General features: G+C 35.2%; 22 protein-coding genes and 1 pseudogene. 10 read left to right on the forward strand and 13 right to left on the reverse strand.

Annotated elements, in window-relative coordinates:
• Window positions 1-353: 353 nt before the first annotated feature.
• The 10 genes and pseudogenes from purT to tsaE all read right to left on the reverse strand — a co-directional run bounded on the left by purT (window position 354) and on the right by tsaE (window position 10998).
• The gene (gene purT / locus ACGH6R_RS06860) at window positions 354-1535 is read right to left on the reverse strand and encodes a formate-dependent phosphoribosylglycinamide formyltransferase (RefSeq protein WP_411599249.1); all 1182 of its coding nucleotides are present in this window, start codon (window positions 1533-1535) and stop codon (window positions 354-356) included.
• Window positions 1536-1610: 75 nt separating this feature from the next.
• A complete protein-coding gene (locus ACGH6R_RS06865) occupies window positions 1611-2909 on the reverse strand; it encodes an adenylosuccinate synthase (protein ID WP_411599250.1) in 1299 nt (432 codons plus the stop codon).
• A gap of 18 nt (window positions 2910-2927) precedes the next feature.
• The gene (hflC, locus tag ACGH6R_RS06870; protein ID WP_267351185.1) at window positions 2928-3875 is read right to left on the reverse strand and encodes a protease modulator HflC; all 948 of its coding nucleotides are present in this window, start codon (window positions 3873-3875) and stop codon (window positions 2928-2930) included.
• A gap of 10 nt (window positions 3876-3885) precedes the next feature.
• Window positions 3886-5091 (reverse strand): FtsH protease activity modulator HflK, encoded by a 1206-nt coding sequence (gene hflK / locus ACGH6R_RS06875; protein WP_411599251.1) that lies wholly within the window; start codon window positions 5089-5091, stop codon window positions 3886-3888.
• 23 nt (window positions 5092-5114) lie between these two features.
• Entirely contained in the window at window positions 5115-6410 is a 1296-nt protein-coding gene (gene hflX, locus ACGH6R_RS06880) for a ribosome rescue GTPase HflX (protein ID WP_267360540.1), read from the reverse strand.
• A gap of 21 nt (window positions 6411-6431) precedes the next feature.
• A complete protein-coding gene (gene hfq, locus ACGH6R_RS06885; protein ID WP_220216206.1) occupies window positions 6432-6677 on the reverse strand; it encodes an RNA chaperone Hfq in 246 nt (81 codons plus the stop codon).
• A gap of 292 nt (window positions 6678-6969) precedes the next feature.
• Complete coding sequence (gene miaA / locus ACGH6R_RS06890) at window positions 6970-7878, reverse strand: tRNA (adenosine(37)-N6)-dimethylallyltransferase MiaA (protein WP_267351180.1); 909 nt, start codon at window positions 7876-7878, stop codon at window positions 6970-6972.
• Window positions 7875-9746, reverse strand: coding sequence for a DNA mismatch repair endonuclease MutL (gene mutL, locus ACGH6R_RS06895; RefSeq protein WP_411599252.1), 1872 nt, complete (start codon window positions 9744-9746; stop codon window positions 7875-7877). The genes miaA and mutL overlap by 4 nt, the downstream gene beginning before the upstream one ends.
• A 20-nt stretch (window positions 9747-9766) precedes the next feature.
• A pseudogene (locus ACGH6R_RS06900) lies at window positions 9767-10471 on the reverse strand (N-acetylmuramoyl-L-alanine amidase); the annotation flags it as partial.
• 41 nt (window positions 10472-10512) lie between these two features.
• On the reverse strand, window positions 10513-10998 hold the full coding sequence (gene tsaE / locus ACGH6R_RS06905; RefSeq protein ID WP_267360535.1) for a tRNA (adenosine(37)-N6)-threonylcarbamoyltransferase complex ATPase subunit type 1 TsaE: 486 nt from the start codon (window positions 10996-10998) through the stop codon (window positions 10513-10515).
• Between the two features lie 132 nt (window positions 10999-11130).
• Here tsaE and tusB point away from each other — a divergent pair, with 132 nt between their 5' ends.
• The 3 genes from tusB (at window position 11131) to ACGH6R_RS06920 (ending at window position 13221) form a co-directional block, all read left to right on the forward strand.
• Window positions 11131-11412 carry a sulfurtransferase complex subunit TusB gene (tusB, locus tag ACGH6R_RS06910; protein WP_065558459.1) on the forward strand — a complete coding sequence of 94 codons (282 nt, stop codon included), beginning with the start codon at window positions 11131-11133 and terminating at the stop codon, window positions 11410-11412.
• A 134-nt stretch (window positions 11413-11546) separates the two neighbouring features.
• On the forward strand, window positions 11547-12110 hold the full coding sequence (locus tag ACGH6R_RS06915) for a Sua5/YciO/YrdC/YwlC family protein (protein WP_411599253.1): 564 nt from the start codon (window positions 11547-11549) through the stop codon (window positions 12108-12110).
• 4 nt (window positions 12111-12114) lie between these two features.
• Window positions 12115-13221 carry an anhydro-N-acetylmuramic acid kinase gene (locus ACGH6R_RS06920; RefSeq protein WP_411599254.1) on the forward strand — a complete coding sequence of 369 codons (1107 nt, stop codon included), beginning with the start codon at window positions 12115-12117 and terminating at the stop codon, window positions 13219-13221.
• A 6-nt stretch (window positions 13222-13227) separates the two neighbouring features.
• Here the strand turns inward: ACGH6R_RS06920 and ACGH6R_RS06925 are convergent, their stop codons facing one another.
• Window positions 13228-14007 carry a Cof-type HAD-IIB family hydrolase gene (locus ACGH6R_RS06925; RefSeq protein WP_411599255.1) on the reverse strand — a complete coding sequence of 260 codons (780 nt, stop codon included), beginning with the start codon at window positions 14005-14007 and terminating at the stop codon, window positions 13228-13230.
• A gap of 1 nt (window position 14008) precedes the next feature.
• On the reverse strand, window positions 14009-14692 hold the full coding sequence (hda, locus tag ACGH6R_RS06930; RefSeq protein ID WP_081299048.1) for a DnaA inactivator Hda: 684 nt from the start codon (window positions 14690-14692) through the stop codon (window positions 14009-14011).
• Window positions 14693-15267: 575 nt separating this feature from the next.
• On the opposite strand from hda, the gene mnmG reads away from it, so the two are divergent.
• Together mnmG and rsmG are read left to right on the forward strand one after the other, a co-directional pair.
• Window positions 15268-17160: a tRNA uridine-5-carboxymethylaminomethyl(34) synthesis enzyme MnmG gene (gene mnmG, locus ACGH6R_RS06935; protein ID WP_267351168.1), complete on the forward strand. Its 1893-nt coding sequence runs from the start codon at window positions 15268-15270 to the stop codon at window positions 17158-17160.
• Window positions 17138-17746 carry a 16S rRNA (guanine(527)-N(7))-methyltransferase RsmG gene (gene rsmG, locus ACGH6R_RS06940; protein WP_267379479.1) on the forward strand — a complete coding sequence of 203 codons (609 nt, stop codon included), beginning with the start codon at window positions 17138-17140 and terminating at the stop codon, window positions 17744-17746. The genes mnmG and rsmG overlap by 23 nt, the downstream gene beginning before the upstream one ends.
• A 33-nt stretch (window positions 17747-17779) precedes the next feature.
• On the opposite strand, the gene ACGH6R_RS06945 is transcribed toward rsmG, so the two are convergent.
• On the reverse strand, window positions 17780-19015 hold the full coding sequence (locus ACGH6R_RS06945; RefSeq protein ID WP_411599256.1) for an N-acetylmuramoyl-L-alanine amidase: 1236 nt from the start codon (window positions 19013-19015) through the stop codon (window positions 17780-17782).
• Window positions 19016-20081: 1066 nt separating this feature from the next.
• Here ACGH6R_RS06945 and miaB point away from each other — a divergent pair.
• From miaB to mrdB, 5 genes are all read left to right on the forward strand, one after another.
• Entirely contained in the window at window positions 20082-21509 is a 1428-nt protein-coding gene (gene miaB, locus ACGH6R_RS06950) for a tRNA (N6-isopentenyl adenosine(37)-C2)-methylthiotransferase MiaB (RefSeq protein WP_267351163.1), read from the forward strand.
• A 63-nt stretch (window positions 21510-21572) separates the two neighbouring features.
• Window positions 21573-22052: a zinc-ribbon domain-containing protein gene (locus tag ACGH6R_RS06955; protein WP_065558468.1), complete on the forward strand. Its 480-nt coding sequence runs from the start codon at window positions 21573-21575 to the stop codon at window positions 22050-22052.
• A 24-nt stretch (window positions 22053-22076) separates the two neighbouring features.
• A complete protein-coding gene (locus tag ACGH6R_RS06960) occupies window positions 22077-23093 on the forward strand; it encodes a PhoH family protein (RefSeq protein WP_411599257.1) in 1017 nt (338 codons plus the stop codon).
• Window positions 23054-25048: a penicillin-binding protein 2 gene (gene mrdA, locus ACGH6R_RS06965; RefSeq protein WP_411599258.1), complete on the forward strand. Its 1995-nt coding sequence runs from the start codon at window positions 23054-23056 to the stop codon at window positions 25046-25048. The genes ACGH6R_RS06960 and mrdA overlap by 40 nt, the downstream gene beginning before the upstream one ends.
• A 2-nt stretch (window positions 25049-25050) precedes the next feature.
• Complete coding sequence (gene mrdB, locus ACGH6R_RS06970; RefSeq protein WP_411599259.1) at window positions 25051-26157, forward strand: peptidoglycan glycosyltransferase MrdB; 1107 nt, start codon at window positions 25051-25053, stop codon at window positions 26155-26157.
• Window positions 26158-26166 lie beyond the last annotated feature (9 nt).

The following is a 26166-nucleotide window of genomic DNA, read 5'->3' on the forward strand; positions in this document are numbered from 1 at the left end:
GTGTTAAGCCTGCCGCCAGCGTTCAATCTGAGCCATGATCAAACTCTTCAATTTAAAGTTTGATGCTCAATAACTGTTTCTGACATATTCAAATGAATCTTCAGTGTCACTTATCAAGACTTAATTTTTTCAGTCCGTAGACTTTAATTTTTCGTCTCGCAAGTGCCCACACAGATTGTCTGTTTCTTCTTTTTAAAGAGCTGACAGCTTTTTTACCTTATCAAGTTTTGTTGATTTAGTTTGCTGTCTCAAGGGTTGCGTATGTTACTCACTTCACTTGATGTCGTCAACCCTTATTTTGGTTTTTTTATTATTTTTGGGTTGAGTGATTGCTTTTTATTCAAAACAAGGCGTTATAGTATAAATTTTATCTGATTTGTAACCTGTTTAGCTTTATCTATCGCATCGTTTATATTATTTGCTCTTGCTAATGCTACCCCCATTCTTCTTACCCCTTTAACCTCAGGTTTACCAAACAGACGTAAATCGGTCTGTTCAACGCGTAGTGCTTGGGCTAAATGAATAAAAGAAACTTGATTTGAGTCACCTTCTACCATTATTACAGCGGACGCACTCGCCCCATATTGTTCAATCGTTGGAATAGGCAACCCTAAGATAGCTCTTGCATGTAACGAAAATTCGGAAAGATTTTGTGATATTAAAGTCACCATTCCGGTATCATGAGGACGAGGTGAAACTTCACTAAACCATACTTGATCACCTTTTACAAATAACTCAACCCCAAATAACCCTCTACCTCCTAGCGCTTCCGTTATTTTTGATGCAATCTCTTTTGACAAATTTAGCGCTTGGTCAGACATGTGTTGTGGTTGCCAGGATTCACGATAATCACCATTTTCTTGTCGATGTCCAATCGGTTCACAATAAGATACGCCATCAATATGTCTTACTGTTAATAAGGTAATTTCATAATCAAAATCGATAAAACCCTCAATAATGACTTTACCACTGCCTGCTCGCCCACCTTCTTGAGCATATCGCCATGCAGATTCTAGGTCACTATTATTTTGTAAAAAAGATTGTCCTTTACCAGATGAACTCATCACAGGTTTAACCAAACAAGGAAAACCAATTTCATTAACAGCTTTTTCAAACTCTATAAAATTTGTCGCAAATCGATAAGGAGAAGTCGGTAATTTTAATTTTTCAGCGGCTAAACGACGAATCCCTTCTCGATCCATTGTTAATTGCGTTGCTTTTGCGGTAGGGATAACATTAAAACCTTGTTGTTCTAATTCTACTAATGTATCTGTTGCAATGGCTTCAATTTCTGGCACGATATAATCTGGTTTTTCTTTTTCAATTACGCTTTTTAGCTCATGACCATTTAACATGTCAATAATATAGTAACGATGCGCAACTTGCATTGCAGGTGCGTTAGCATAACGATCAACGGCAATCACCTCACAACCAAACCGCTGTAATTCAATAACAAGCTCTTTAGCCAGTTCGCCTGCACCACAAATTAAGACTTTTGTCGCCGTTACCGATAATGGCGTTCCTATTTTAGACATACTTTCCTCAACCACAATTATTTATTTGCAGAAACAAAAAATCGGGATAATTTCCCGATTTTGATTAATTTATTATTAGGCTTGGTATGGATCACGTAGAATCATGGTTTCACTTCGATCAGGGCCAGTTGAAATAATATCAATTGGCGTCTCGGTTAATTCTTCAATCCTTTTAATATAAGCTTTTGCTGCTTGTGGCAAAGCATCATAGCTTTTAATACCAAAAGTTGACTCGCTCCAACCAGACATCGACTCATAAACAGGTTTAACTAAGCTCCACTCTTCAGCCGAAGCTGGGGCATTTTTAATCACATCGCCATTAGGTAATTGATAACCCACACAGATTTTAACTTCTTTTAATCCGTCTAATACATCAAGTTTAGTTAAACAAAAACCTGAAACTGAATTAAGTTGCACTGCTTTTCTAACAGCGACCGCATCAAGCCATCCTGTACGGCGACGGCGTCCTGTTGTAGCACCAAATTCATTCCCTTGTTTACAAAGATATTCGCCAACTTCATCGAAAAGTTCGGTTGGAAAAGGGCCCGCGCCAACACGAGTAGAATAAGCTTTTACAATTCCCAAAACATAACCGACATAACGAGGTCCGAAACCAGAACCCGTTGCTACCCCACCAGCAGTAGTATTTGATGAAGTCACAAAAGGGTAAGTACCATGATCAATATCAAGTAATGTACCTTGTGCACCTTCAAACATAATTCTTTCGCCTTTTTTGCGAGCTTCTTCTAGTAGTGCAGGAATATCAGCTATCATGGCAATTAAAATATCAGCAATCGCTAATGTATCATTTAGCACTTTTTGGTAGTCAACCGCTTCTGCTTTGTAATAGTTGGCTAATTGGAAGTTGTGATATTCCATCACTTCTTTCAATTTTTCTGCAAATGCTTGGCGATCACGTAAATCACCGACACGAAGACCACGACGAGCTACTTTATCTTCATATGCCGGACCAATCCCACGACCTGTTGTCCCAATCGCTTTACTACCTCGGGCTTTTTCACGAGCTTGATCCAGTGCAATATGATAAGGCAAAATCAAAGGACATGATTCTGAAATGAGTAATCTTTCTTTGACCGGAATACCTTTATTTTCTAACTCTTTCATCTCTTTCATTAAAGCATCAGGACAAAGTACAACTCCATTGGCAATGATACTAATAACATCATTACGTAATATTCCTGAAGGAATAAGATGTAATACTGTTTTCTCACCATTAATGACTAATGTATGTCCTGCATTATGTCCACCTTGATAACGGACAACATATTTTGCTTTTTCTGTGAGTAAATCAACAACTTTACCTTTGCCTTCATCACCCCATTGTGTTCCTAACACAACAACATTATTACTCATAGACTTTTACTCATTCTGTTAGTTATTAGATTTTAATTTCATGTATTGAAAAAATTCACTATCTGGACTAATGACCATTACATCATTACCAGAAAAACTTTGTTCATAAGCTTTTAAACTTCGAATAAAACTAAAAAATTCTCTGTCTTTACCAAAAGCATCCGCATAAAGTTTAGCTGCAATGGCATCACCTTCACCACGAATCGCACGTGATTGACGTTCAGCTTCCGAAAGTATTTTTGTTTCTTGTAATGTCGCTTCTGCTCGAGTCTCTTCGGCTTTTCTTACACCTTCAAAACGTTTATCTCGTGCAATAACTTCACGTTCAGCTCGCATTCTGGCATAGATTGAGCCTGAAACTTCAGCAGGAAAGTTAATTTGCTTAATTCGCACATCGATAACTTCAACACCAAATGCACGTAAGCTTGTTTTATTACTTTCTATTTCTTTATGTTCATCCGATGATACATTTTCAGTTACTTCTTGAACACCGCCATTTAGCGCATCTTTAACGCGATTCATCAAAGAATTACGAGATTGTGTATCCGCATTAGAATCATTGATAATATCTTTATTACTTAATTTACCAATCTCAGCACGTAAACGACCGTTTAGTCTTGCTAATAATAAGTCTTCGACATTATTACCACCAGCGACTGTTTCATAATAACGATTGAAATCAATAATTTTCCATTGCACAAAATAGTCGACGATTAATTCTTTCTTTTGCACATTAAAAAATCGTTGTTCTTTATTGTTATTAGAGCTATTAGTCGTTTGAATTTTAGCATCAATTACTTTAACTGTATCCATGCCCGGGATTTTAAAATGTAAACCAGGTTCAGATAATCCAATGATTTTATTGAATCTTAAAACAACACCACGTGTACCTTCTTCAATAACATAAACGCTTGAAATATATACACCAATTAATATTAAAACTATAGGAATTAATAATTTTCTCATATTTTTCTCCTTAACGTCCCATAGTCCGCGTAGTATTTCTTACGCTGTTTGAGTTATTACTACTGTTATTTGTTTTTGGTGATTCAGATGCCGTTTGAGACTGATTTTTTACAGCTTCAGAAGAAGACACATTAAAATTATAATCACTCGTGATACTTGATGATGTTGGTGAATTAGAATTTGTCATTTCTTTATTTTGAAATAACTTTTCTAATGGTAATACCATAATGTTACCACTTTTATCATTAACAATAACTTTATTAGTTTTGGTTAATACTCTTTCCATAGTTTCAATATACAAACGTTCTTTAGTGATTTCAGGTGCTGCTTTATATTGAGGTAGGATTTTTTCAAAGCGTGCAACATCACCCGCAGCTTCAAGCTCAACACGTACTTTATAAGCATTAGCATCGGCCAAAATTCTCGCTGAGCGACCTTCTGCTTGTTGTACGATTTGGACTTTATCTGCTTCAGCCTTTTTAATTTCACGCTCACTATCACCTTGAGCACGGATAGCATCATCATAAGCATCTTGAACTTCATCTGGTGGACGCGCTACCTGAAAGTTCAAATCAACAATATTTATACCCATATCATAATGCGTAATCACATTGACCAATTCATCTTTAGTACTACTTTCAAGCACAGAGCGTCCATCAGAAATAATTGCGTCAATATTTGAACTACCGACAGCGGTTCTAAGTGCACTATCAGCCGCTTGTCGCAGACTATCTTCTACATTTGTGACATTAAATAAATATTTTAAAGGATTATTAATACGATATTGTACGTTCATCTCAACAAACACTAGGTTTTCACCTGTCGTGACGATAAATCCTTTTACATTGAAATTTTTAGTACCTTGAGTATCAACAGGATAAACTTTGTCTACTAATGGTATTCTCCAATTTAATCCGGGTTGAATAATTTCAGGTTGAACTTGACCAAAACGAGTAATTACACCACGTTGGCTTTGATTTATGGTGTAAAAACCACTTGCCCCCCAGATAAGGAGTAAAATGATAAGTATGACAACAATAATGACACTTAGCGGGAATTTATTAGCCGAAGATCCGCCATTGTTGCCTGAATTACCTTTTTTTAAGAGGTCATTAATTTTATCAAAAAAACCGCCAGATAAGTTAGATGGTTTTTTGTTATTATTACCCCATGGATCGTTATCTTGTCCGTTATTGCCGGGCTGATTCCACGCCATATTTTATTTGCTCCATTAAACAATTAGTTGTTATTTTGCGTATTGATAAAGTATAACAGATCTGGCTCTTGTTTACACAAACGGTTCCATTCAATTGCAGGCATTCTTACATCTAAATGGAAGCTACCATCGCTATTAATTACTTCGTGTTCAACTGCATTTAGCTGATATAAACGGCTTCTTAGTTTTGCTAAATGAATTGGTAAGTTTAATTGGCAAACTTGAATTTGCCTAGCAAGTCTTTCTGTTAATGCCGTAAATAAGAGATCTAATCCTAAACCATTTTCAGCAGAAATCCAAACACGAATTGGTACACCATTTGAATCACGATCAATACTTGGCTGTTTATCTTCGATTAAATCAATTTTATTCATGACTAATAGTGTTGGAATTTCATCAGCGTCTATTTCCAACAAAACTTCTTCAACCGCTTGCATGTTATCTAAAAAGTTGGGATCAGCGGCATCAACAATGTGTAATAATAAGGCTGCTTCTTGAGTTTCAAGCAAGGTTGCTTTAAATGCAGCAATAAGATCATGCGGTAAATGGCGTATAAAACCAACCGTGTCAGCCAGCACGACTTCGCCTACATCATCAACAACTATTCGGCGTAAAGTTGGATCAAGTGTTGCAAATAACTGATCTGCGGCATAGACATCCGCTTGTGTTAATGCGTTAAACAGTGTTGATTTACCGGCATTAGTATACCCCACTAAAGATACAGTCGGAATATCTGCTTTATTTCGAGATTGTCTGTTTTGATTGCGCTGTTTTTCAACTTTGGCAAGTTTAGATAAGATTAATTGAATACGATGACGAATTAATCGCCTATCGGTTTCTAATTGAGTTTCGCCTGGACCTCTTAACCCAATTCCCCCTTTTTGTCGCTCAAGATGAGTCCAACCACGAACTAAACGTGTTGATAAATACTGTAATTGAGCTAATTCAACTTGTAATTTTCCTTCATGGGTTCTTGCACGTTGTGCAAAAATATCAAGAATCAATCCAGTTCTATCGATAACACGACATTCACACAATTTTTCGAGGTTTCGTTCTTGGGTAGGCGTTAGGGTATGATTGACTAAAATAACAGAGGCATCTAATTCTTTCACTTTTTCAGCGATTTCAATAGCTTTACCTTCGCCAATAAAATATTTGGCTTGAGGCGCCTTTCTTGAAGTTGTCACGATATCGAGAATATCTATCTGAGCTGAAGAAACTAATATTTCAAACTCTTTAAGATCCTCAATATCGCTTTCTTGGGGAAAGAACACATGCACTAATAAGGCGGATTCACCACCTTTATATCGTTCAAACAATCGAACTCTCCACTGAAATTATCAGCTTTCAGTTTCCTCTTCAGGCTGAGATACCAATCCTGAAATAGGTCTTGATGGTACGACTGTTGAAATAGCATGTTTGTAAACCATTTGGCTTACCGTATTCTTTAATAAAATAACAAATTGATCGAATGATTCAATTTGACCTTGTAATTTGATCCCATTGACTAAATAAATTGAGACAGGAATATGCTCGCGACGAAGCAAATTTAAATAAGGATCTTGTAATGACTGCCCTTTTGACATGAGTTTATCCTTTATAGATGAAATAATAATGAAGATAAAATAATTGTAAACGCAAAAAATAATATTTAATGCGACATAAGATACTTCTGTATTATCAAAATAACATAAAAAGCATCGCTATAAAACTAACGAAAAGCGATTAATGCACAAATAACTAAAATTTTAATGTATTTAAACTAAAAAATACAAAAATTATACCGAATCTTGACAATTATCCAAAAAATTTTAAGAAAATGCAATTTTCTATTTTAACTTAAAAGGTTAAAAAAGAAAATTAAAACAATTGACATCATTATATATTTTGGAAAACAGAATCCATATTATCCCCATTTAACCATGTGATTGGTTGCTTCCAGCCCCTTAGCCAGGTAATCTGTCTTTTCGCTAATTGCCGTGTGGCACAAATCCCTTTAAAGACCATTTCATCATAACTTATTTCACCACTTAAATATTCCCACATTTGACGATAACCGACACAACGTATAGAAGGTAAATTTGAATGTAAATCTCCACGTTCCATTAATCGTTTAACTTCATCTTCAAAGCCAAGTTCTAACATTTGTAAAAAACGTTGTTCAATACGTTGATGCAACTCCGCTCTATTTGGTGGCATAATGGCAAATTGCATAATATCGTAAGGTAATAGTTCACCACTATGTTGTGTCAATTCAGTTAAACTTTTTCCGGAAATTAAATAAACTTCCAAAGCACGATTAAGACGCTGTGGATCATTAGGATGAATTCTACTTGCCGAAACAGGATCGACTTTTTTTAACTCTTCGTGAATTGACTGCCAACCATATTTATTGGCTTTTTCTTCAATTTGCTGACGTATTTCACTATTCGCTGCTGGCAGAGGTGAAAGTCCCTCAATTAAAGCTTTGAAATAGAGCATTGTTCCCCCCACTAATAGTGGAATTCGACCATTATTCAAGGTGTTTTCAATTGCTGAAATCGCATCAGACCGAAAATTTGCAGCAGAATAACTTTCAGACGGATCACAGATATCAATTAATTTATGAGGGTATATTTGTAATTCCGATTGTGTTGGTTTTGCTGTGCCAATATTCATCCCACGATAAATAAGCGCAGAATCCACACTAATTATATCAATAGGATAACGATCATAAAGTGCCATAGCAAAGGCAGTTTTACCTGATGCAGTTGGCCCCATTAACGAAATAATTTTTGGTTTACTCATAATAAAATTGATTGCGTAATAGTTTGAATATCAATAGGGTATAAAAACGTTTCTTGATTTAATAGTTTAATATCTATCTGTTCTAATTGAGCAAGCAATTGAATTACGTTAGCGACACTCCAACTGACCATGCTGTTATCTTCGCATTCAATAGCTAACCAACTAGCAATTTGAGTAGGATCGATAGTTGTATTTTCAGCAGATAAAAAAGAAATTAAAGCAGGTAATAACTGTTGCCAATTTGTCGTACGTAACATTTTAGGAACGTTTTGCAAATGTAATTTTGCTTTTTCAAAATAAAAATCAAAGCCTAAAAAGGTTAATTGTGCTTTATAGTGCGTAAGAACTTGCTCTTCTTTGCGATTAATTAAAATTGTTAATGGAATCAGTAATTTTTCAGATTCTTGCGATAATAATTTAATCGCATTCACTTTTTGCTTTGCAACAGGTAGCTTCATTAACATTAGTTTTTGCTCACTGTCTTCATATTTTTCCAGTAATGCAATATCAGGTTGAATAACAGTTAAAACTCGACCAAATTGGACTAATGATGAACTATCAAATTGGTGTTGTAATGATGACTGTAAAGGAGTTGTTCGTTTCGGGAATAAAGTTTCAATCACCGCTTTTTGTGGTTCAGTAATGTGATGATCCTGTGGTAAATCAATCTGTTGTTTTTGCTCTTGATTCTGACGGTTTTGCTGAGCATCAACATTAACAAGTTGTCCGTACAGCGCATTATTTTCTTTTACATTATTGGTTATCTTTTGAGGAAATGGCTTATTCGTAGAATAAGGTAACGGGTTGGTTTGTCGATTGAAAATATTATCACCCGCCGCTTGTCTATTCGGTGTAAAAGCGATTTTAGTTTGGTTATCTTCTAAAGGTAATGTGGATTCAACTGACGACTCCAGTGCCATAACAATAGCTTGATAAACAAAATCATGAACAAGTCTAGCCTCATGAAAACGAACTTCATGTTTAGCTGGATGAACATTGACATCAACTTGCTTTGGATCAAGCTGTAAAAAAACAACATAACTTTGTTGTTCGTTCGTTCGGTTTACATAAGCTTGTCGTAAAGCATGATTGAGTAATTTATCTTTAATTACGCGCCCATTAACATAAAAATATTGTAGATCGCTAACTTCATTACTAGCAACCCATCCTTGAATCAACAAATCATCATGTTGCCAATCTAACTTTACTGCTTTTTGAATGAAAGCTCGACCACACACTGATTCAACGCGCTTATCTAACTCAGATGCACGATATTGTTTAACTAATTTACCATTATGTTGCAAGTTAAATGTCACATCAGGACGCGCCAACGCAATACGTCTGATAAACTCTTCAATATGCATAAATTCCGTTTTTTCGGTTTTCAAAAAGCGACGTCTAGCAGGTGTATTATAAAATAGATCCAACACTTCAACTGTTGAACCAACTGGATGTGCTGCAGGTTTAATGGTGGGGGACATATCACGACCTTCAGCATAAACTTGCCAGGCTTCAGATTGTTCCGCAGTACGAGAAGTTAACGTTAATCGAGAAACTGAACTAATACTAGCAAGCGCTTCTCCTCTAAATCCCAGACTTACAATCGCCTCCAAATCGTCTAAAGTATTAATTTTACTTGTTGCATGACGAACTAACGCTAAGGCTAATTCACTCTTATTAATTCCACAACCATTATCTCGAACGCGGATTAATTTACATCCACCCTGTTCCAAATCAATATCAATTTGCGTACTACCAGCATCTAAACTATTTTCAATTAATTCTTTAATAACCGATGCCGGACGCTCTACCACTTCGCCAGCTGCAATTTGATTTGCTAACTGAGGTGATAGAATATGAATAGCCATTAATGTCTTTCTCCAAACTTAGGATTTTGCTTTACATAATTTTTTATACCTAGATAAATTGCTTTGGCAATTTTATCTTGATGCGCACTACTACCAATTAATTTTTCTTCCCCCACATTTGATATAAAACCAACTTCAATTAAAATTGATGGAATATCTGGGGATCGCAATACACCTAAACTTGCATGCTCAGGTTTATTTTTATGCAATTTGATTGTACCGTTCATCGCTTTTAACACTTGGGTCGCTAACTCATAGCCTACACGTTGTGAATAAGAAAATTGCAAATCGAGTACCGCTTGACTTAAATGAGCATCATGACCATCGCTCAGTGCATCGCCTGCGCCACCTAATAATTGTGACTGTTTTTCCTCTTGCTCAATCCAACGCCCAAGTTCAGTATCAGCTCGCTTAGTTGATAATACCCACACTGAAGCACCAGTAGCACTACGATTCGGCGCTGCATCAGCATGGATTGATATAAGCAAATTAGCTTTACTATTACGCGCAATCTCTGAACGTTTGGATACCGAAATAAAATTATCACTGGTTCGAGTTAATACACCTTTAAATTTTGGATCGTTATTGAGTAAAGTTGTCAGTTTTTTAGCAATAGAAAGGGTTACGGTCTTTTCATATAATTTATTTTTACCTATCGCACCTGAATCTTTGCCACCATGTCCTGCATCAACAGCAATCACCACTTTAGCAGCATAAGCAGAACTGCAAAGCAACAATAACATCACAAAAGTAAATAATTTTTTCATCATGTATTCGCTAAGTGTAGTTGATTAATAATAGCTTGACCTTTTTCCGTTTTTGCCAATAAAGTCGCTGTGCGTTCAAGTTTTAAATAGTTTAAATGAACTTCGATATCTGCAATTGGCAAAATACCTTGTGCTTGCTGTGGCCACTCTATTAAAGAAATAGATCGCGAAGCAAAATATTCACGAATCCCCATAAACTCAAGTTCTTCTGGATCATAAAGCCTATATAAGTCGAAATGATAAACTGAAAAATCATCAAATTGATATGATTCTACTAAGGTATAAGTTGGACTTTTTACATTACCAACATGCCCTAATTGTTGTAAAAAACCACGACTAAATGTTGTTTTTCCAGCACCAAGCTCACCAATTAAATAAATGACTATTGTACTATTATTATTCAATAAATAACTTAAACAATGCTTTGCTAACTGCTTTCCAAAGAAGATGGTTTGTTGTTCGTCGGCTAAAATAATAGGTTTCATAACGGATATTTTGCTTAATAAATAGTTGTTATTATATACTAATAACCTTTAAAGATGTACTAACCAAAATTAACTCAATTTTTGAGTAAATTTTAACTTTAATATCATGTGTTGACATAATAAGTGAAAAACATGCTACATACTATTTCAACGGATAACCAATCAATAATCGATCCACAACTTATCTGTGCCCAAGATGCGGTCTTATTTTGGCAAAATGGCGTATTTGTTGCGTTACAAAATACTCCTGTTCTTAATGCTATTTTAGAAAAAACTCAACATTGTTATATTTTAGATAATGATATAACAGCGCGTGGACTTGATCCGTTTATTGATAAAAGATTGCATATCATTAATATGCAACAGATGGTTGAATTAACCGTTCAATATTTTCCTCAAATGAATTGGCAATAATCAAGTAACCTTGTTAACTTTGATTTTTACTTCCTGTATCAACAATATTTCAAAATAGACAGAGCCAATTTGCAATTCAATACACCTCGGTTTAATATGATTTTCATATCCTATAATTCTATATCCAACTGTAAATGGTAAATTTATTATCAATAAAAGAAATTGATGACTTGCTAAAAAAAGGCGAAGTTGTTGCTTATCCAACCGAATCCGTTTTTGGATTAGGATGCGATCCTGATTGTCAAACCGCAGTAATGAAACTGCTTGATTTAAAACGCCGTCCCATTGAAAAAGGTTTAATTCTCATTGCCAGCCATTATGATCAACTTATTCCTTACATCGATGAGTCAGCCTTGACCTATCAACAAAAACAGTTAGCTCTTACCAGTTGGCCAGGTGCGGTTACTTGGATTTTTCCTAAGAATAAAAATACCCCACAATTTTTAACCGGAAAATTTGATTCGATTGCAGTACGTGTTACTGCTCATCCATTGGTATGTACATTATGCAACCTATTTGGTAAACCTTTAGTTTCAACAAGTGCGAATCTTTCAAATTATCCGCCTTGTTTTACCGCAAACGAAGTTGCATTACAATTTGGTGAACAGTTTCCTATTTTACAAGGTGAAACCGGACACAGGGCTTCACCTTCTGAAATTAGGGATATAAAAACCGGCCAAATCATACGACAAGGTTAGTATTATGCACAATTTATATATTGGTATTATGTCAGGTACCAGCATGGATGGGGTAGATATTGCGTTAGTTGATATTACCGCAGGAAAAGTTAAATCAATAGCCAGCAAATGTTATTCGCTGCCAGATGATATTAAACAACAATTACTGACCCTTTGTGAAACCAAACAGACTTCATTACAAGATTTAGGTGAACTGGATCATCAGTTAGGCTTAGTTTATGCCCATCATGTGAATCAATTTTTAACACACCATAAAATAGAACGTAATAAAATTAAAGCAATTGGATGTCATGGACAAACTATTTACCATTCACCATTAGGTGCAAACCCTTTTACGATGCAAATTGGCGATGCCAATATCATTGCCGCCCTAACAGGCATTACTACCATCGCTGATTTTAGACGAAAAGATATTGCTTATGGTGGACAAGGCGCACCTTTAGTGCCTGCTTTTCATAAATCACAACTTGAAAATCCATCAATTAATCGTGTGATATTAAATATTGGTGGAATAAGCAATATCACGGTACTTATTCCACATCAGCCCGTCATCGGTTACGATACCGGACCGGGTAATGTATTGCTTGACGGTTGGATAAAGGCTTGTCTTGGTAAAAATTATGATAACGATGCTAAATGGGCAAAAACAGGAAAAATGAATACCAAACTTCTCACTAAATTATTAAATGAAGATTATTTTCAATTATCCGCCCCTAAAAGCACAGGACGAGAACTGTTTAACCTATCTTGGTTACGTCAAAAATTGACAGGTATCACATTAAAATCTGAAGATATTCAAGCAACACTGGTTGAATTGACTGCATTATCTATCGTGCAAGAAATAATAAAATTATCCATTAATACAGAATTGCCATGTGAACTTTTAGTGTGTGGTGGAGGCGCAAAAAATCCACTTATCATGCAAAGATTATCTGCGTTATTGCCTAATTGGAACGTGTTAACTACTAGTGAAAAAGGAATAAACAGTGATGATATGGAAGCAATAGCATTCGCTTGGCTTGCCTATTGTCGACTTAATAATATTCCGTCGAATATTCCAGAAGTGACTGGTGCAAACCAAGCTGTATCTTTAGGGGTGATTTATCAGTAACAATATTTAAATCAAACCAAATTTTTTTAGGGCTTTTGCAATCCCATCATTATCATTGGAATCAGTGACAAATTCAGCTTGCTCTTTTAATTTGTCCACAGCATTAGCCATTGCTATCGGGTGATTAACGGTTGTAAACATCTCAAAATCATTCATCCCATCACCAAATGCGTAAGTTGGCACATCAGTGAATCCTTTTTTTTGCAATAACTGATTAATACCGTTACCTTTAGATCCACCATGATTAAAAACATCAACGCAATATGGCGTGTTACGTATAAACGTTAATTCCGGAAAAGCATCACGATAAACAGATTCACCTTCTTCGCACAACAATAACATCATTTGAATCGGTTCGTTTAGATAAAGCAGATCATTAACAGGGGGAATAGGTTGTTTAAGATAGTGATAAAACGTTTTTGCGGCTTGAGTACACTCAGAAATACGCATTATTTCATCATTATAAAAAGCTAAAGGAATATTCATTTGCTGTTTTGAAAACTGATACATTCTGGCGATTAAATCTTTATCGATATTATTCGAAAAAACTCTCTCGCCTTTATATAGAACAATTTGCCCATTCATACCGATAATAGAATCAATCGACAATTTTTTCATTAAATCGGTCACTTCACAAGGTGTACGACCTGTTGCAAGCATTGGAATAATATTATTTTGCTTTAGCTTTCTTATTGCCTCAACTGAACTTGCTAAAACCTCTATTTGACTATTAAATAAAGTCCCATCTAAATCAAAAAAAACGATAGCTTCAGGATTATTACTCATATTACAAATCCAAAATATTTTTAATAAAAGGAATCGTTAACTTACGTTGTTCCGCTAATGTTGCTACTTCAAACTTTTCTAACAAAGAAAACAGGGTACGCATATCACGATGGACACGCTTTAATAAAAATAATCCAACTTCAGTCGATAATTCAAAACCGCTTAATTGGGCTCGTAGTTGTAACGCCTTAAGCTTATCATCATCACTTAATTCTTTTAATTGATAAACTTGCCCCCAACTAAGTCGTGATACCAAATCAGGCAATATAAAAGAAACCTGTTTAGGGGGTGCACTGGCAGTAATCAATAATTTACTAATATTTTTTTCAGTCAGACGGTTAAATAAATCAAAAATAGCTTCTTCCCAATCCCGATTGCCTGCAATAGCATCAATATCATCTAAACAAACTAAATCATAATTATCCAACCCTTGTAAAATTTCGGGAACAAGGTGGAAATACTGTTTTAAAGGAATATAACTAGCCAGTTTATTTTGACTTGAGGCATGCAATAGATGAGTACGACCAGCAGCACTTGCCGACCACATATAAAATACATTGAAACCTTGCTTAACCAATAAAGTTTGCAATGAATCAAGTAATAATTGATTATCACCTATATAAAAACTGTCGAAAGTTTCACTATTTGGTAATGAAAAAGGCAACGGTAATTGTGAAAGAGTAATAAAGTAACCTCACACTAAAAAATTAATCTAGTTAAGTATAAATTTGCTTTTGTAAAAATAAAAGAATTTTATAAAAAAGGAACAATTTAAAAAAATAAAAAATCGTTATTCAAAAAACCCTCGATATATTTTATCAATAAACTATTAAAAAACAGCCAACAAAAAGACCAAAAAATAAGCAATCAAAATATATTTTTGTGGATAACTCTGTGCTAAAAGAAAGTAATAAGCTGTGATAAGGCTATTAATAACCTAAATGACAAAACCAATTGTGGATAACTAAGCTAATTATCAACAAGTTTAGATCAACAAAGATCCGATCAATTAACAGTGTTACAGGATCAATAAGATCCTATAAAATAATTACTATATCCAGTTATCAACAGAAAGGATCCACTCTAGTAGTAATAAAAATAAAAAGATCACATAAAAGATCTTATTTAATTTAAATGGCGATCAAATTAGATCATTTGACGTATTCAAAAAGATGAGTAAAATCGCTAACGCTAATTTAGATCAAAACAACATGTCTGAACTAACAATCATCTTCATAGAAAATAACAACGAGGCTTTATATGTTTTATCCAGATCTTTTTGATGTCATTATTGTCGGCGGTGGTCATGCTGGCACAGAAGCTGCCATGGCATCAGCAAGAATGGGCCGCAAAACACTACTTTTAACCCATAATATCAATACATTAGGACAAATGTCCTGTAATCCTGCTATAGGTGGTATTGGTAAAGGTCACTTGGTAAAAGAAATCGATGCCATGGGCGGATTAATGGCTCATGCGATTGATCTTGCAGGGATCCAATTTAGGATCCTTAATAGCAGTAAAGGTCCAGCGGTCAGAGCAACACGTGCACAAGCGGATCGATCGCTTTATCGAAAAGTGATCAGAACAACACTTGAAAACCAAGAAAACTTAATGCTCTTTCAACAATCCGTAGAAGATGTGATCATTGAAAACGATCAGATCACCGGAGTTAAAACGCAAATGGGCGTCTCTTTTAAAGCTAAAGCCGTCGTCTTAACGGCTGGCACTTTTCTAAATGGAAAAATCCATATTGGTTTAGATAATTACAGTGGAGGAAGAACAGGGGATCCTGCCTCAATTGGACTATCTAAATCATTACATCAATACCCATTTAGAATGGGAAGATTAAAAACAGGTACACCACCGCGTATTGATGCCCGAACAATTGATTTTTCTAAATTAGGTACACAATATGGAGATGATCCTGTTCCGGTATTTTCGTTTTTAGGTAATGCTAATCAGCACCCAAAACAGATCCCATGTTATATAACAAGCACAAACGAAACGACACATGAGATCATTCGTAATAGCTTAGATCGAAGTCCAATGTACACAGGGGTGATTGAAGGCGTAGGTCCAAGATATTGTCCTTCAATTGAAGACAAAATTATGCGTTTTTCAGATCGCAATTCTCATCAGATCTATTTAGAGCCAGAAGGATTAGATAGTAACGAAATATACCCAAATGGGATCTCAACCAGTTTACCATTTGATACGCAACTTGCTTTTGTACGTAGTATGAAAGGTCTTGAAAATGCTAATATCATCAGACCCGGGTATGCGATCGAATATGATTATTTTGATCCTCGTGATCTCAAACCTACACTTGAAAGTAAAGTGATCAAAGGGCTATTTTTAGCTGGACAAATTAATGGGACAACAGGGTATGAAGAGGCAGCTGCTCAAGGCATGTTAGCAGGTTTAAATGCCGCACGGTTTGTTTATGATCAAGATCAATGGTATCCAACGCGTGATCAAGCTTATTTAGGTGTACTGGTTGATGATCTTTGTACGTTAGGCACCAACGAACCTTATCGAATGTTTACTTCTCGTGCTGAATATCGTTTGATGTTACGTGAAGATAACGCTGATATTCGCTTAACTGAAATTGGTCGTAAGCTAGGCATGGTTGATGATTATCGTTGGCAAAAATTTAACGAAAAATTTGAAGCGATAGAACAAGAAAGAGCACGTTTACGTGATATATGGGTGCATCCACATATTGAAACTATTGATGAAGTGAATGCCGTTTTAAGTGCTAATTTAACCAAAGAAGCAAATGGTGAAGAGTTACTTAAACGCCCTGAAATGAGCTATAACACATTGAAATCATTATCACTATTTGCGCCTGGATTAACTGATCCTAGTGCTGCAGAACAAGTTGAAATTCAAGTTAAATATGATGGATATATTAAACTTCAAATTGAAGAAATCGAGCGCCAAAAACGTAACGAAGAAACATTAATTCCTGAGCATATTGATTATGCTGAAATTTCTGGATTATCAAACGAAGTTGTCGCTAAATTGAAACAGCATAAACCAGTATCGATCGGGCAAGCTTCACGTATTTCAGGCATAACACCAGCGGCAATATCAATGTTATTAGTTTATTTAAAAAAGAAGAATTATGTTAAAAAAGAAACTCACTAATCTTATTGATCAAACAGATCTTTTGATCACAGATCAGCAAATTGATCTGCTTATTGAGTATGTTGAAATGCTGAATAAGTGGAATAAGGCCTATAATTTAACTGCTGTGCGTGATCCCAACGAAATGTTAGTAAAACACATTATGGATAGTTTAGTGGTATCGCCCTATTTAGTGGGCGAACATTTTATTGATGTTGGAACAGGACCAGGGTTACCTGGTATTCCATTAGCGATCATCAATCCGGATAAACAATTTGATTTAGTTGACAGTTTAGGAAAACGTATCCGTTTTTTAAAACAGGTAAAATTTGAATTAAAACTGAATAATATTAATCCGGTGCAAAGCCGCATAGAAGACTATACCGAACAACAGTTTGATGGGGTCATTAGCCGAGCGTTTGCTTCATTACAAGATATGCTCACTTGGTGTCAGCATCTACCAAATCAACAGGGATCGTTTTATGCTTTAAAAGGTAGTGAACAAGATCCTATCCCTGAAGGGTTCGAACTTAAACAGAATATCAAACTGACTATTCCACAATTAAATGCGGATAGATGTTTAACGATTATTACTAAAGTTAATTGACGATAATTTTAATTCTTACCTGAGAAAGAAATATTAATTTTTACGCTTTTTCAGGTAATCTTTGATACCACTAACAATCGCTTTTGATACTTGATTCTGGAAAGAAGCGGTTTTTAATTTTTTTTCTTCGTTAATATTACTAATAAAAGCGGTTTCCACCAAAACAGAAGGAATATCAGGGGCTTTTAAAACAGCAAAACCTGCTTTTTCAAGTGAAGGTTTATGTAAACTATTGACGCCTTTTAGTCGATTTAATATAGCATTACCTAATAATACCCCGTTGCTAATAGTTGTTTTTTGGACTAAATCTAAAATAGTATTATCTAAATATTTATCACCACTGCGACTCACGCCACCTATTTGATCGGCATTATTTTGTGTTTGAGCCAAATAATTTGCTGCCGAACTTGTCGCCCCTCGGGTGGATAATGAAAATACAGAAGATCCTCTAACTGATCGACTGGTAAATGCATCTGCATGGATAGAAATAAAAAGATCGGCATGTAAAGATCGTGCTTTAGCTACTCGTACTTTCAATGGGATAAACACATCTTCATTACGGGTCATATAGACTTTAACATTCGGCTCTTTTTTCAATAAATTAAAAGTTCTGCGTGCAATTTGTAAAACAATATCCTTTTCTCTGGTTTTGTTATAGCCAATCGCACCCGGATCTTCACCGCCATGACCGGGATCGAGCATCACAATAATCGGGCTATTTTTCTTTTTATTAATGGGTGGTTTGATCTCAGCTTGTTGTTGGTTTAGATCACCTTTTGTATATTCTTCTAACAGGGCTAATAAAGGATCATCATCTGTTATTGAAGATTGTTTTGAAGGATAAAGATCGATGACTAAACGGTTTTTAAATTCGGCTACAGGGGGTAACGTAAAAGTATTGGGGTCTATTCCTTGCTTAGCTTCGATCATGATTCTAACCGTTTTAGCATCCAGTTGGGTAACTTGAATTGATTTGATGTAAGGATCGTGACTTAATACTTTCGATGAAATACTTTTTAAAACAGGATTTGAATTGATATTATCAATATCGATCACTAATCGATCTGGGTTAAATAATGCAGCACTTTTGTATTTAAGCTTACTATTAGATTCTAACGTAATTCGTGTATAAGTAGAGGAAGGCCAAATACGAACAGCGACCATTTGTGCCATTGCTGAAGCAAGACCAACACGAGTGACAGACAATAAACAAGTCGCAAGAATACCTTTAACTAAAAGGCGTTTTGTTGGACTGAACGTTTTTGACATATCTAGGCACTTTCAATAATTAAATTAAGGCGGATAATAACATAAATTATTGTGAATGGTAAAAGTTACCAAGAATTATAACTGTTTCGCATCGTTGCAAAAAAAGCTTTTGCTTTAATTCGAAAACATATTCATAAAATTAAAAAAAAAGAGAGTAACAGAAGTTACTCTCTCACTCAATTGGAAGAACTTTGAAAACTACCAAAAGAGTATGTTATAAACTGTATTTAGCAGTTATATCGATTCCTTTAAAAAGGAGGACTACTGATAAATAACGAGTTACTTCTCGTTAAATTTATCCCAACAAATATTAACGAGAAAATCTAGCTTAATGGCCAGTCAATTCAGTGCTAAAGTATTGTTAGTTGTAGTCCTCCAACAAATTTGCACCTACTGTTAACTAAAGTCAATCTTTAATTTAATAAAGAAAGCATTTAGTAACTGCTAAGTAGTATATCATTTAGAATAAAAATATGAAAGGTAATTTAGTGACTAAAAATTAAAAATATTTAATTGATTGATAGAGTTATTAAGAGCATCTGAAATAAATATAAAGATTATCGTTACAAAAAGACGAGTAACCTAAGTCACTCGCCCTCATTATGTCATTTAAAATCTAAATAGCAATAGTCTTAAAAACGACTACACTAGATGGATTTATTTTGTTTAAATATTTCTGAATTATTCAAATCATTTTGAAATATTTAAAATAAGTTCTGACGAGAAATTCTAACAAATGGTTAGTCATTCAAGTTGGTAGCATAACTTTGTGTAGTTCCTGCTGACAACTATGTTAATACTGAAAAATCCTATGGTAGAACCAAATGATACAAATCAGTAGTAGTAACTATAATCCAAAAAAATGAAAAATATAACAATTAATTAGTAATTTTATGTTAACTGTTTTAAGCATAAATTAAAAAGGTTAAATTGAAATTATTTTTTTTAGATAACAATTATTATTTTATTATAGACCCTACATTCACAAAGGATTACAATATGGCACGCTAAAATCGCGGATTTAAACCCGTTTTCATTTTAACAATTAAATATAGCTGAGTTATTGATGAGCAAAAAATTACATATCAAAACTTGGGGCTGCCAAATGAATGAATATGATTCAACCAAAATGGCAGATCTCCTTGAATCCACCCACGGTTTAACATTAACAGACAACGCAGAAGAAGCAGATATTTTATTATTAAATACTTGCTCGATTCGAGAAAAAGCGCAAGAAAAAGTTTTTCATCAATTAGGACGTTGGAAAAATTTAAAACAACATAATCCCGAAATTATCATTGGGGTTGGTGGATGTGTGGCTTCTCAAGAAGGTGCGCATATTCGTAAACGTGCACCTTTTGTCGATATTATTTTCGGTCCGCAGACTTTTCACCGTTTACCGGAAATGATAGAGCAAATTCGAAGTGGAAAAGGAAATCATGTTGTCGATGTAAGCTTTCCTGAAATTGAAAAGTTTGATCGCTTACCTGAACCTCGCAGTGAAGGTCCGACAGCGTTTGTCTCGATTATGGAAGGATGTAATAAATATTGTACCTATTGTGTGGTACCTTATACCCGTGGTGAAGAAGTGAGCCGACCTTGTGACGATGTAATTTATGAAATAGCTCAACTGGCAGAACAAGGTGTGCGTGAAGTTAATCTGCTTGGTCAAAATGTCAATGCTTATCGAGGACCAACCTTCGATGGCGATATTTGTTCATTTGCAGAACTACTTCGGTTAGTCGCTGCCATTGATGGTATTGATCGTATTCGTTTTACAACTAGTCATCCAATTGAGTTTACTGATGATATTATCGATGTTTATCGTGATACGCCTGAATTAGTTAACTTTTTACATCTACCGGTGCAAAGTGGATCGGATCGTGTTTTAAATTTAATGAAACGTACGCATACGGCACTTGAATACAAATCAATTATCCGAAAACTACGCAAAGTCCGTCCAGACATTCAAATTAGTTCTGATTTTATTGTTGGATTCCCAGGTGAAACACAAGAAGATTTTGAACAAACCATGAAATTAATTGCTGATGTCAATTTTGACTTAAGCTATAGCTTTGTCTATTCTGCACGCCCTGGTACACCAGCGGCAGAAATGGAAGATAACGTTTCTGAAGACGAGAAAAAACAACGTCTTTATATCCTACAAGAACGTATCAATCAACAAGCAATGCAATTTAGCCGTCGTATGCTAAATACCGTGCAACGCATTTTAGTCGAAGGACCATCTAAGAAAGATCTGATGGAACTAACGGGCAGAACTGAGAATAATCGTATTGTTAACTTTGAAGGTCATCCTAATATGATTGGTAAATTTGTTGATGTTGAAATTACCGATGTTTATCCAAATTCATTAAGAGGTAAAGTTGTGCGTACCGAGGATGAAATGGATCTGCGTGTGAGTGAATCTCCTATGTCTGTAATCTCAAGAACCCGTAAAGAAAACGATTTAGGTGTCGGTATCTACCAACCATAATAAAAATAACATATTGAATTATTAAAAAATAATATTTTATCATAATGGAAAGGAAAGAAAAAAATGCTTATTATATTCGGCTCCAGAGGTCGTGAAGTAAACGAAAAAACAGGGCAATTTAATTGCCCTAGTTGTTGTACACAGCAAAACATCAAAACTGATGAAAAACAACAACAATATACGCAAGTTAAAGTGGCAAGATATTTTACATTGTTTTTTATACCAATATTCAGTTTTCAAACATTAGGAAGATACATTAGATGTAATCATTGTCATTCAGAATATAATGAAAATGTTTTAAAATATGTACCGCCTACATTAGAAGAAGAAATTGGTCAGGATGTTGAGCAAGAATTAAAAAGTGGTACACCAATCTCAATGATGATCAATAAACTAAAAACGCAAGGATTAGATGAACAACAGGCCACAAAATTGGTTGATCAGATAGTATCGGGAAATATTGTTACTTGTCATCATTGTAAAAAGGAATTTTTAAAAGGTGTTGAAAAATGTCCTTTATGTGAAGGATATCTTAGCAATTAACATGAATGATTAGAGGGCTTATCATTGAAAATTATTACACATCAAACCGTGCTTGAACCAGATGATAATCAAAGATTAAATAGTCTTTGTGGCCCTCAAGATGACAACGTAAAACAACTTGAACGTCGACTTGGTATTGAAATTAATCATCGAGGTAATCTATTTTTAATTACCGGTGATCAGATTTGTGTTAACGCAGCCGATCAGATTTTAAAGTCACTTTATCAACAAACTAAAACCAAAAACAACATTATTGATATTGAACCCGAACACATTCATTTAGCGATAAAAGAATCCGGTGCGCTTGAAAAAATGAAAGAACATCTTCCTGCTTATACTGATCAGCATGGAAGTAAAATGGTAATGATTAAAACAAAACGTGGGGTAATCAAACCAAGAACGCCCAATCAGGCTCAATATATTGCGCATGTTTTAGATTATGATATCTCGTTTGGTATTGGGCCTGCGGGAACGGGTAAAACCTATTTAGCGGTGGCAGCTGCTGTTGATGCATTAGAAAAGCAACAGATTCGTCGGATAGTACTGACTCGACCCGCTGTTGAAGCGGGTGAAAAACTTGGATTCTTACCAGGTGATTTAAGCCAGAAAGTCGACCCGTATTTACGCCCACTTTATGATGCGCTATTTGAAATGCTGGGTTTTGAAAAAGTCGAAAAACTGATTGAAAAAAGCGTGATTGAAGTTGCGCCACTAGCGTATATGCGTGGTCGTACCCTAAATGATGCATTTATTATTCTCGATGAAAGCCAAAACACCACAATAGAACAAATGAAGATGTTTCTAACACGCATTGGCTTTAACTCAAAAGCTGTTATAACAGGGGATATCACTCAAATTGATTTACCGCGTCACCAAAAATCCGGTTTACGTCATGCAATTGAAGTTTTAAGCCAAGTTGATGAAATTAGTTTTAACTTTTTTAATAGTGAAGATGTTGTTCGTCATCCGGTAGTTGCCAGAATTGTCAACGCTTATGAACAATGGGAACAACAAGAGCATCAATCAAAAAGCAGTATTTAAGGAGTATTATTATCCCTATTACAACAAAAAAAAAGCGAACTAATATTCGGGATCATTCAGCAGAAACAAACTTATTCCTGCGTAGAGCTTTGTTTGCTTTTGTGGTAATTATCTTTTTGATTATTATTTTATTAGTGAATTTAGCGGATCTTCAAATTGCTAATTTTAGTTATTACAGTACTAAATCAAATAATAATCGTATCGAAATTATACCTATTCCTCCTAGTCGCGGCATGATTTATGACCGTAATGGAACGCCATTAGCCAGTAATAATATCACCTATCAACTAAACATTATTCCTGATAAAACCAAAAATCTGAATGAACAATTTGAACAATTAAAAAAAGTGGTTGATTTGACAGATGAAGATATTGAAAATTTCCAAAAAGAAAGACGAAATTATCGCGCTCACAGACCTGTTCCGCTAAAAGAGAACCTTAGTAAAGAACAAATTGCACGATTTGTTGTCGATCAACACAGATTTCCTTTTGCCTCAATTGTTAAAATACAACACCGCTATTACCCTTATGGTGCATCACTAACTCACATTCTGGGGTATATCTCAAAAATAAATAGCCAAGATAAAAAGCGGTTAGAAGAAGAAAATAAAACCAGTAATTATGTTGCGACGCTCAATATCGGAAAAATGGGCATTGAACGCTATTATGAAAACATATTACATGGCACAGCTGGTTATGAAAAAGTTGAAGTTAATAGTCGCGGACGTATCGTCCGACTGCTTGAACAGCATCCACCACAAGCAGGCGAAGATATCTATTTATCAATAAATCTCAAATTACAACTTTACATCGAAAAACTTCTTGCTGGGCGCAAAGCTGCTGTGGTGGCGATTGATCCCAATAACGGTGAAGTCCTAGCGATGGTATCAAGCCCTAGTTATGATTCAAATGATTTTGTTGGAGGGATATCAAGTGCAAAATATAATGAATTACTCAATGATCCGAACAAACCTTTATTTAATCGGGCTTTATTGGGGGCTTATCCACCTGCTTCAACCGTAAAACCCTTTATCTCTGTAGCTGCATTAAGTGAAGGGGTTGTAACGCCCAAAAGCGTGGTTAACGATCCCGGATGGTGGCAATTACCGGGAACAGAAAGACGTTACCGAGACTGGCTAAAATGGGGGCATGGTCGGGTTGATGTACTAAAAGCGATAGAAGAATCAGTAGATACCTATTTTTATCAAGTTGCTTATGATATGGGGATTGATCGTTTAAGTTTATGGATGACTAAATTTGGCTATGGTCAACGCACTGGAATTGATATGTCACCAAGTGAAGAGACACGCGCTGTTATGCCAAGTCGAGAATGGAAAAGTAAACGTCATAAAAAATCCTGGTTACAAGGAGACACTATCCCTGTTGGCATTGGTCAAGGATACTGGACTGCAACACCAATGCAAATGGCAAAAGCATTAACTATCTTAATTAATAATGGAAAAACTTATACCCCCCATTTTTTACTGTATAAAAAGAGTGATATTTTAAATTCCAATGAAGATCAGTTTCACATTGATCCCGTTCAATTTGAACAGCCAAATAATTTAACAGAAGTTAAAACAAATTATTGGGATTTAGCGAAAGAAGGTATGTATAGAGTGATGTTTGGTTCACGAGGAACAGCACGTAAAGTGTATGCTGGCGTTCAATATCAAGCAGCAGGAAAATCAGGAACAGCACAAGTGTATGGTTTAAGAGAAAACGAAACTTATAATGCGAACAATATTCCCGAGCATTTACGTGATCATGCATTATTTATTGCTTATGCGCCTTACGATAAACCCAAAATAGCATTGGCTATTGTACTTGAAAATGGGGGGGGCGGAAGCTCAAATGGTGGTGCGGTTGCACGCAAAATTCTTGATTTTTATCTATTAGGCAATCACTCCACTGATCTCGATGACGCAGCTCAAGATACAGGATATGAAAATTAATTATGAATAACATCAAAAAATCTTTTTGGCAAAAGATACATATTGATCCCCTTTTTTTTCTATTTATAACGCTACTACTCTGTTATAGCTTATATATACTTTGGAGTGCGAGTGGGCAAAATATCGATATGATACAAAAGCGAGTGGTACAAATACTCCTTGGTTTTTTTATCATGATATTTTTAGCTCAATTTTCACCTCGAACCTATGAAAAATGGGCTCCCTATCTTTATATTTTTTGTATTATCATTTTACTGTTTGTTGATATTTTTGGTTACACCAGTAAAGGCGCACAAAGATGGTTAGACTTAGGTGTATTGCGATTTCAACCATCAGAAATTGCAAAAATAGCCGTGCCATTAATGGTTGCTAAATTTATTCATCGTGATGGCTGTCCTCCACCTTTAAAAACCACATTACAAACCTTGGCTATTATTGGTGTGCCAACTTTACTTGTTGCAATGCAACCGGATTTAGGTACAGCTATATTAATTGTCATGTCAGGAATATTTATTATCTTTTTGGCTGGTATTGATTGGCGATTTATCATTGTTGCTGTCATCTTAATTGCTGCTTTTTTACCTATCATGTGGTTCTTTTTAATGCATGATTATCAACGTGAACGGGTGTTAACACTTTTTAATCCTGAGCGAGATCCAAATGGTACGGGTTATCATATTATTCAATCTAAAACTGCCATTGGTTCTGGAGGGATATGGGGTAAAGGATGGCTTGAAGGCACGCAATCACAATTAGAATTCCTACCAGAAAGACATACTGACTTTATTTTTTCTGTAATTGCAGAAGAATTTGGTTTTATTGGTACTATCGTTCTGTTAATTCTTTTTTTATGTTTAATTGTTCGTGGGTTAATTATTGCATCACAAGCACAAACGACATTTGGTCGGATATTATCTGGTGGTCTGATTTTAGTATTCTTTGTCTACGTGTTCATTAATATCGGTATGGTCAGTGGAATCTTACCGGTAGTTGGTGTACCATTACCTTTAATAAGTTACGGTGGCTCATCATTAGTCGTTTTAATGGCATGTTTTGGCATTATGATGTCTATTCACACACATCGATATATGTTATCTAAAAATATTTAACGGAATTCA

It is taken from the genome of Gilliamella sp. CG13 (assembly GCF_046635805.1).
Classification (GTDB): Bacteria; Pseudomonadota; Gammaproteobacteria; order Enterobacterales; family Orbaceae; genus Gilliamella; species Gilliamella apicola_I.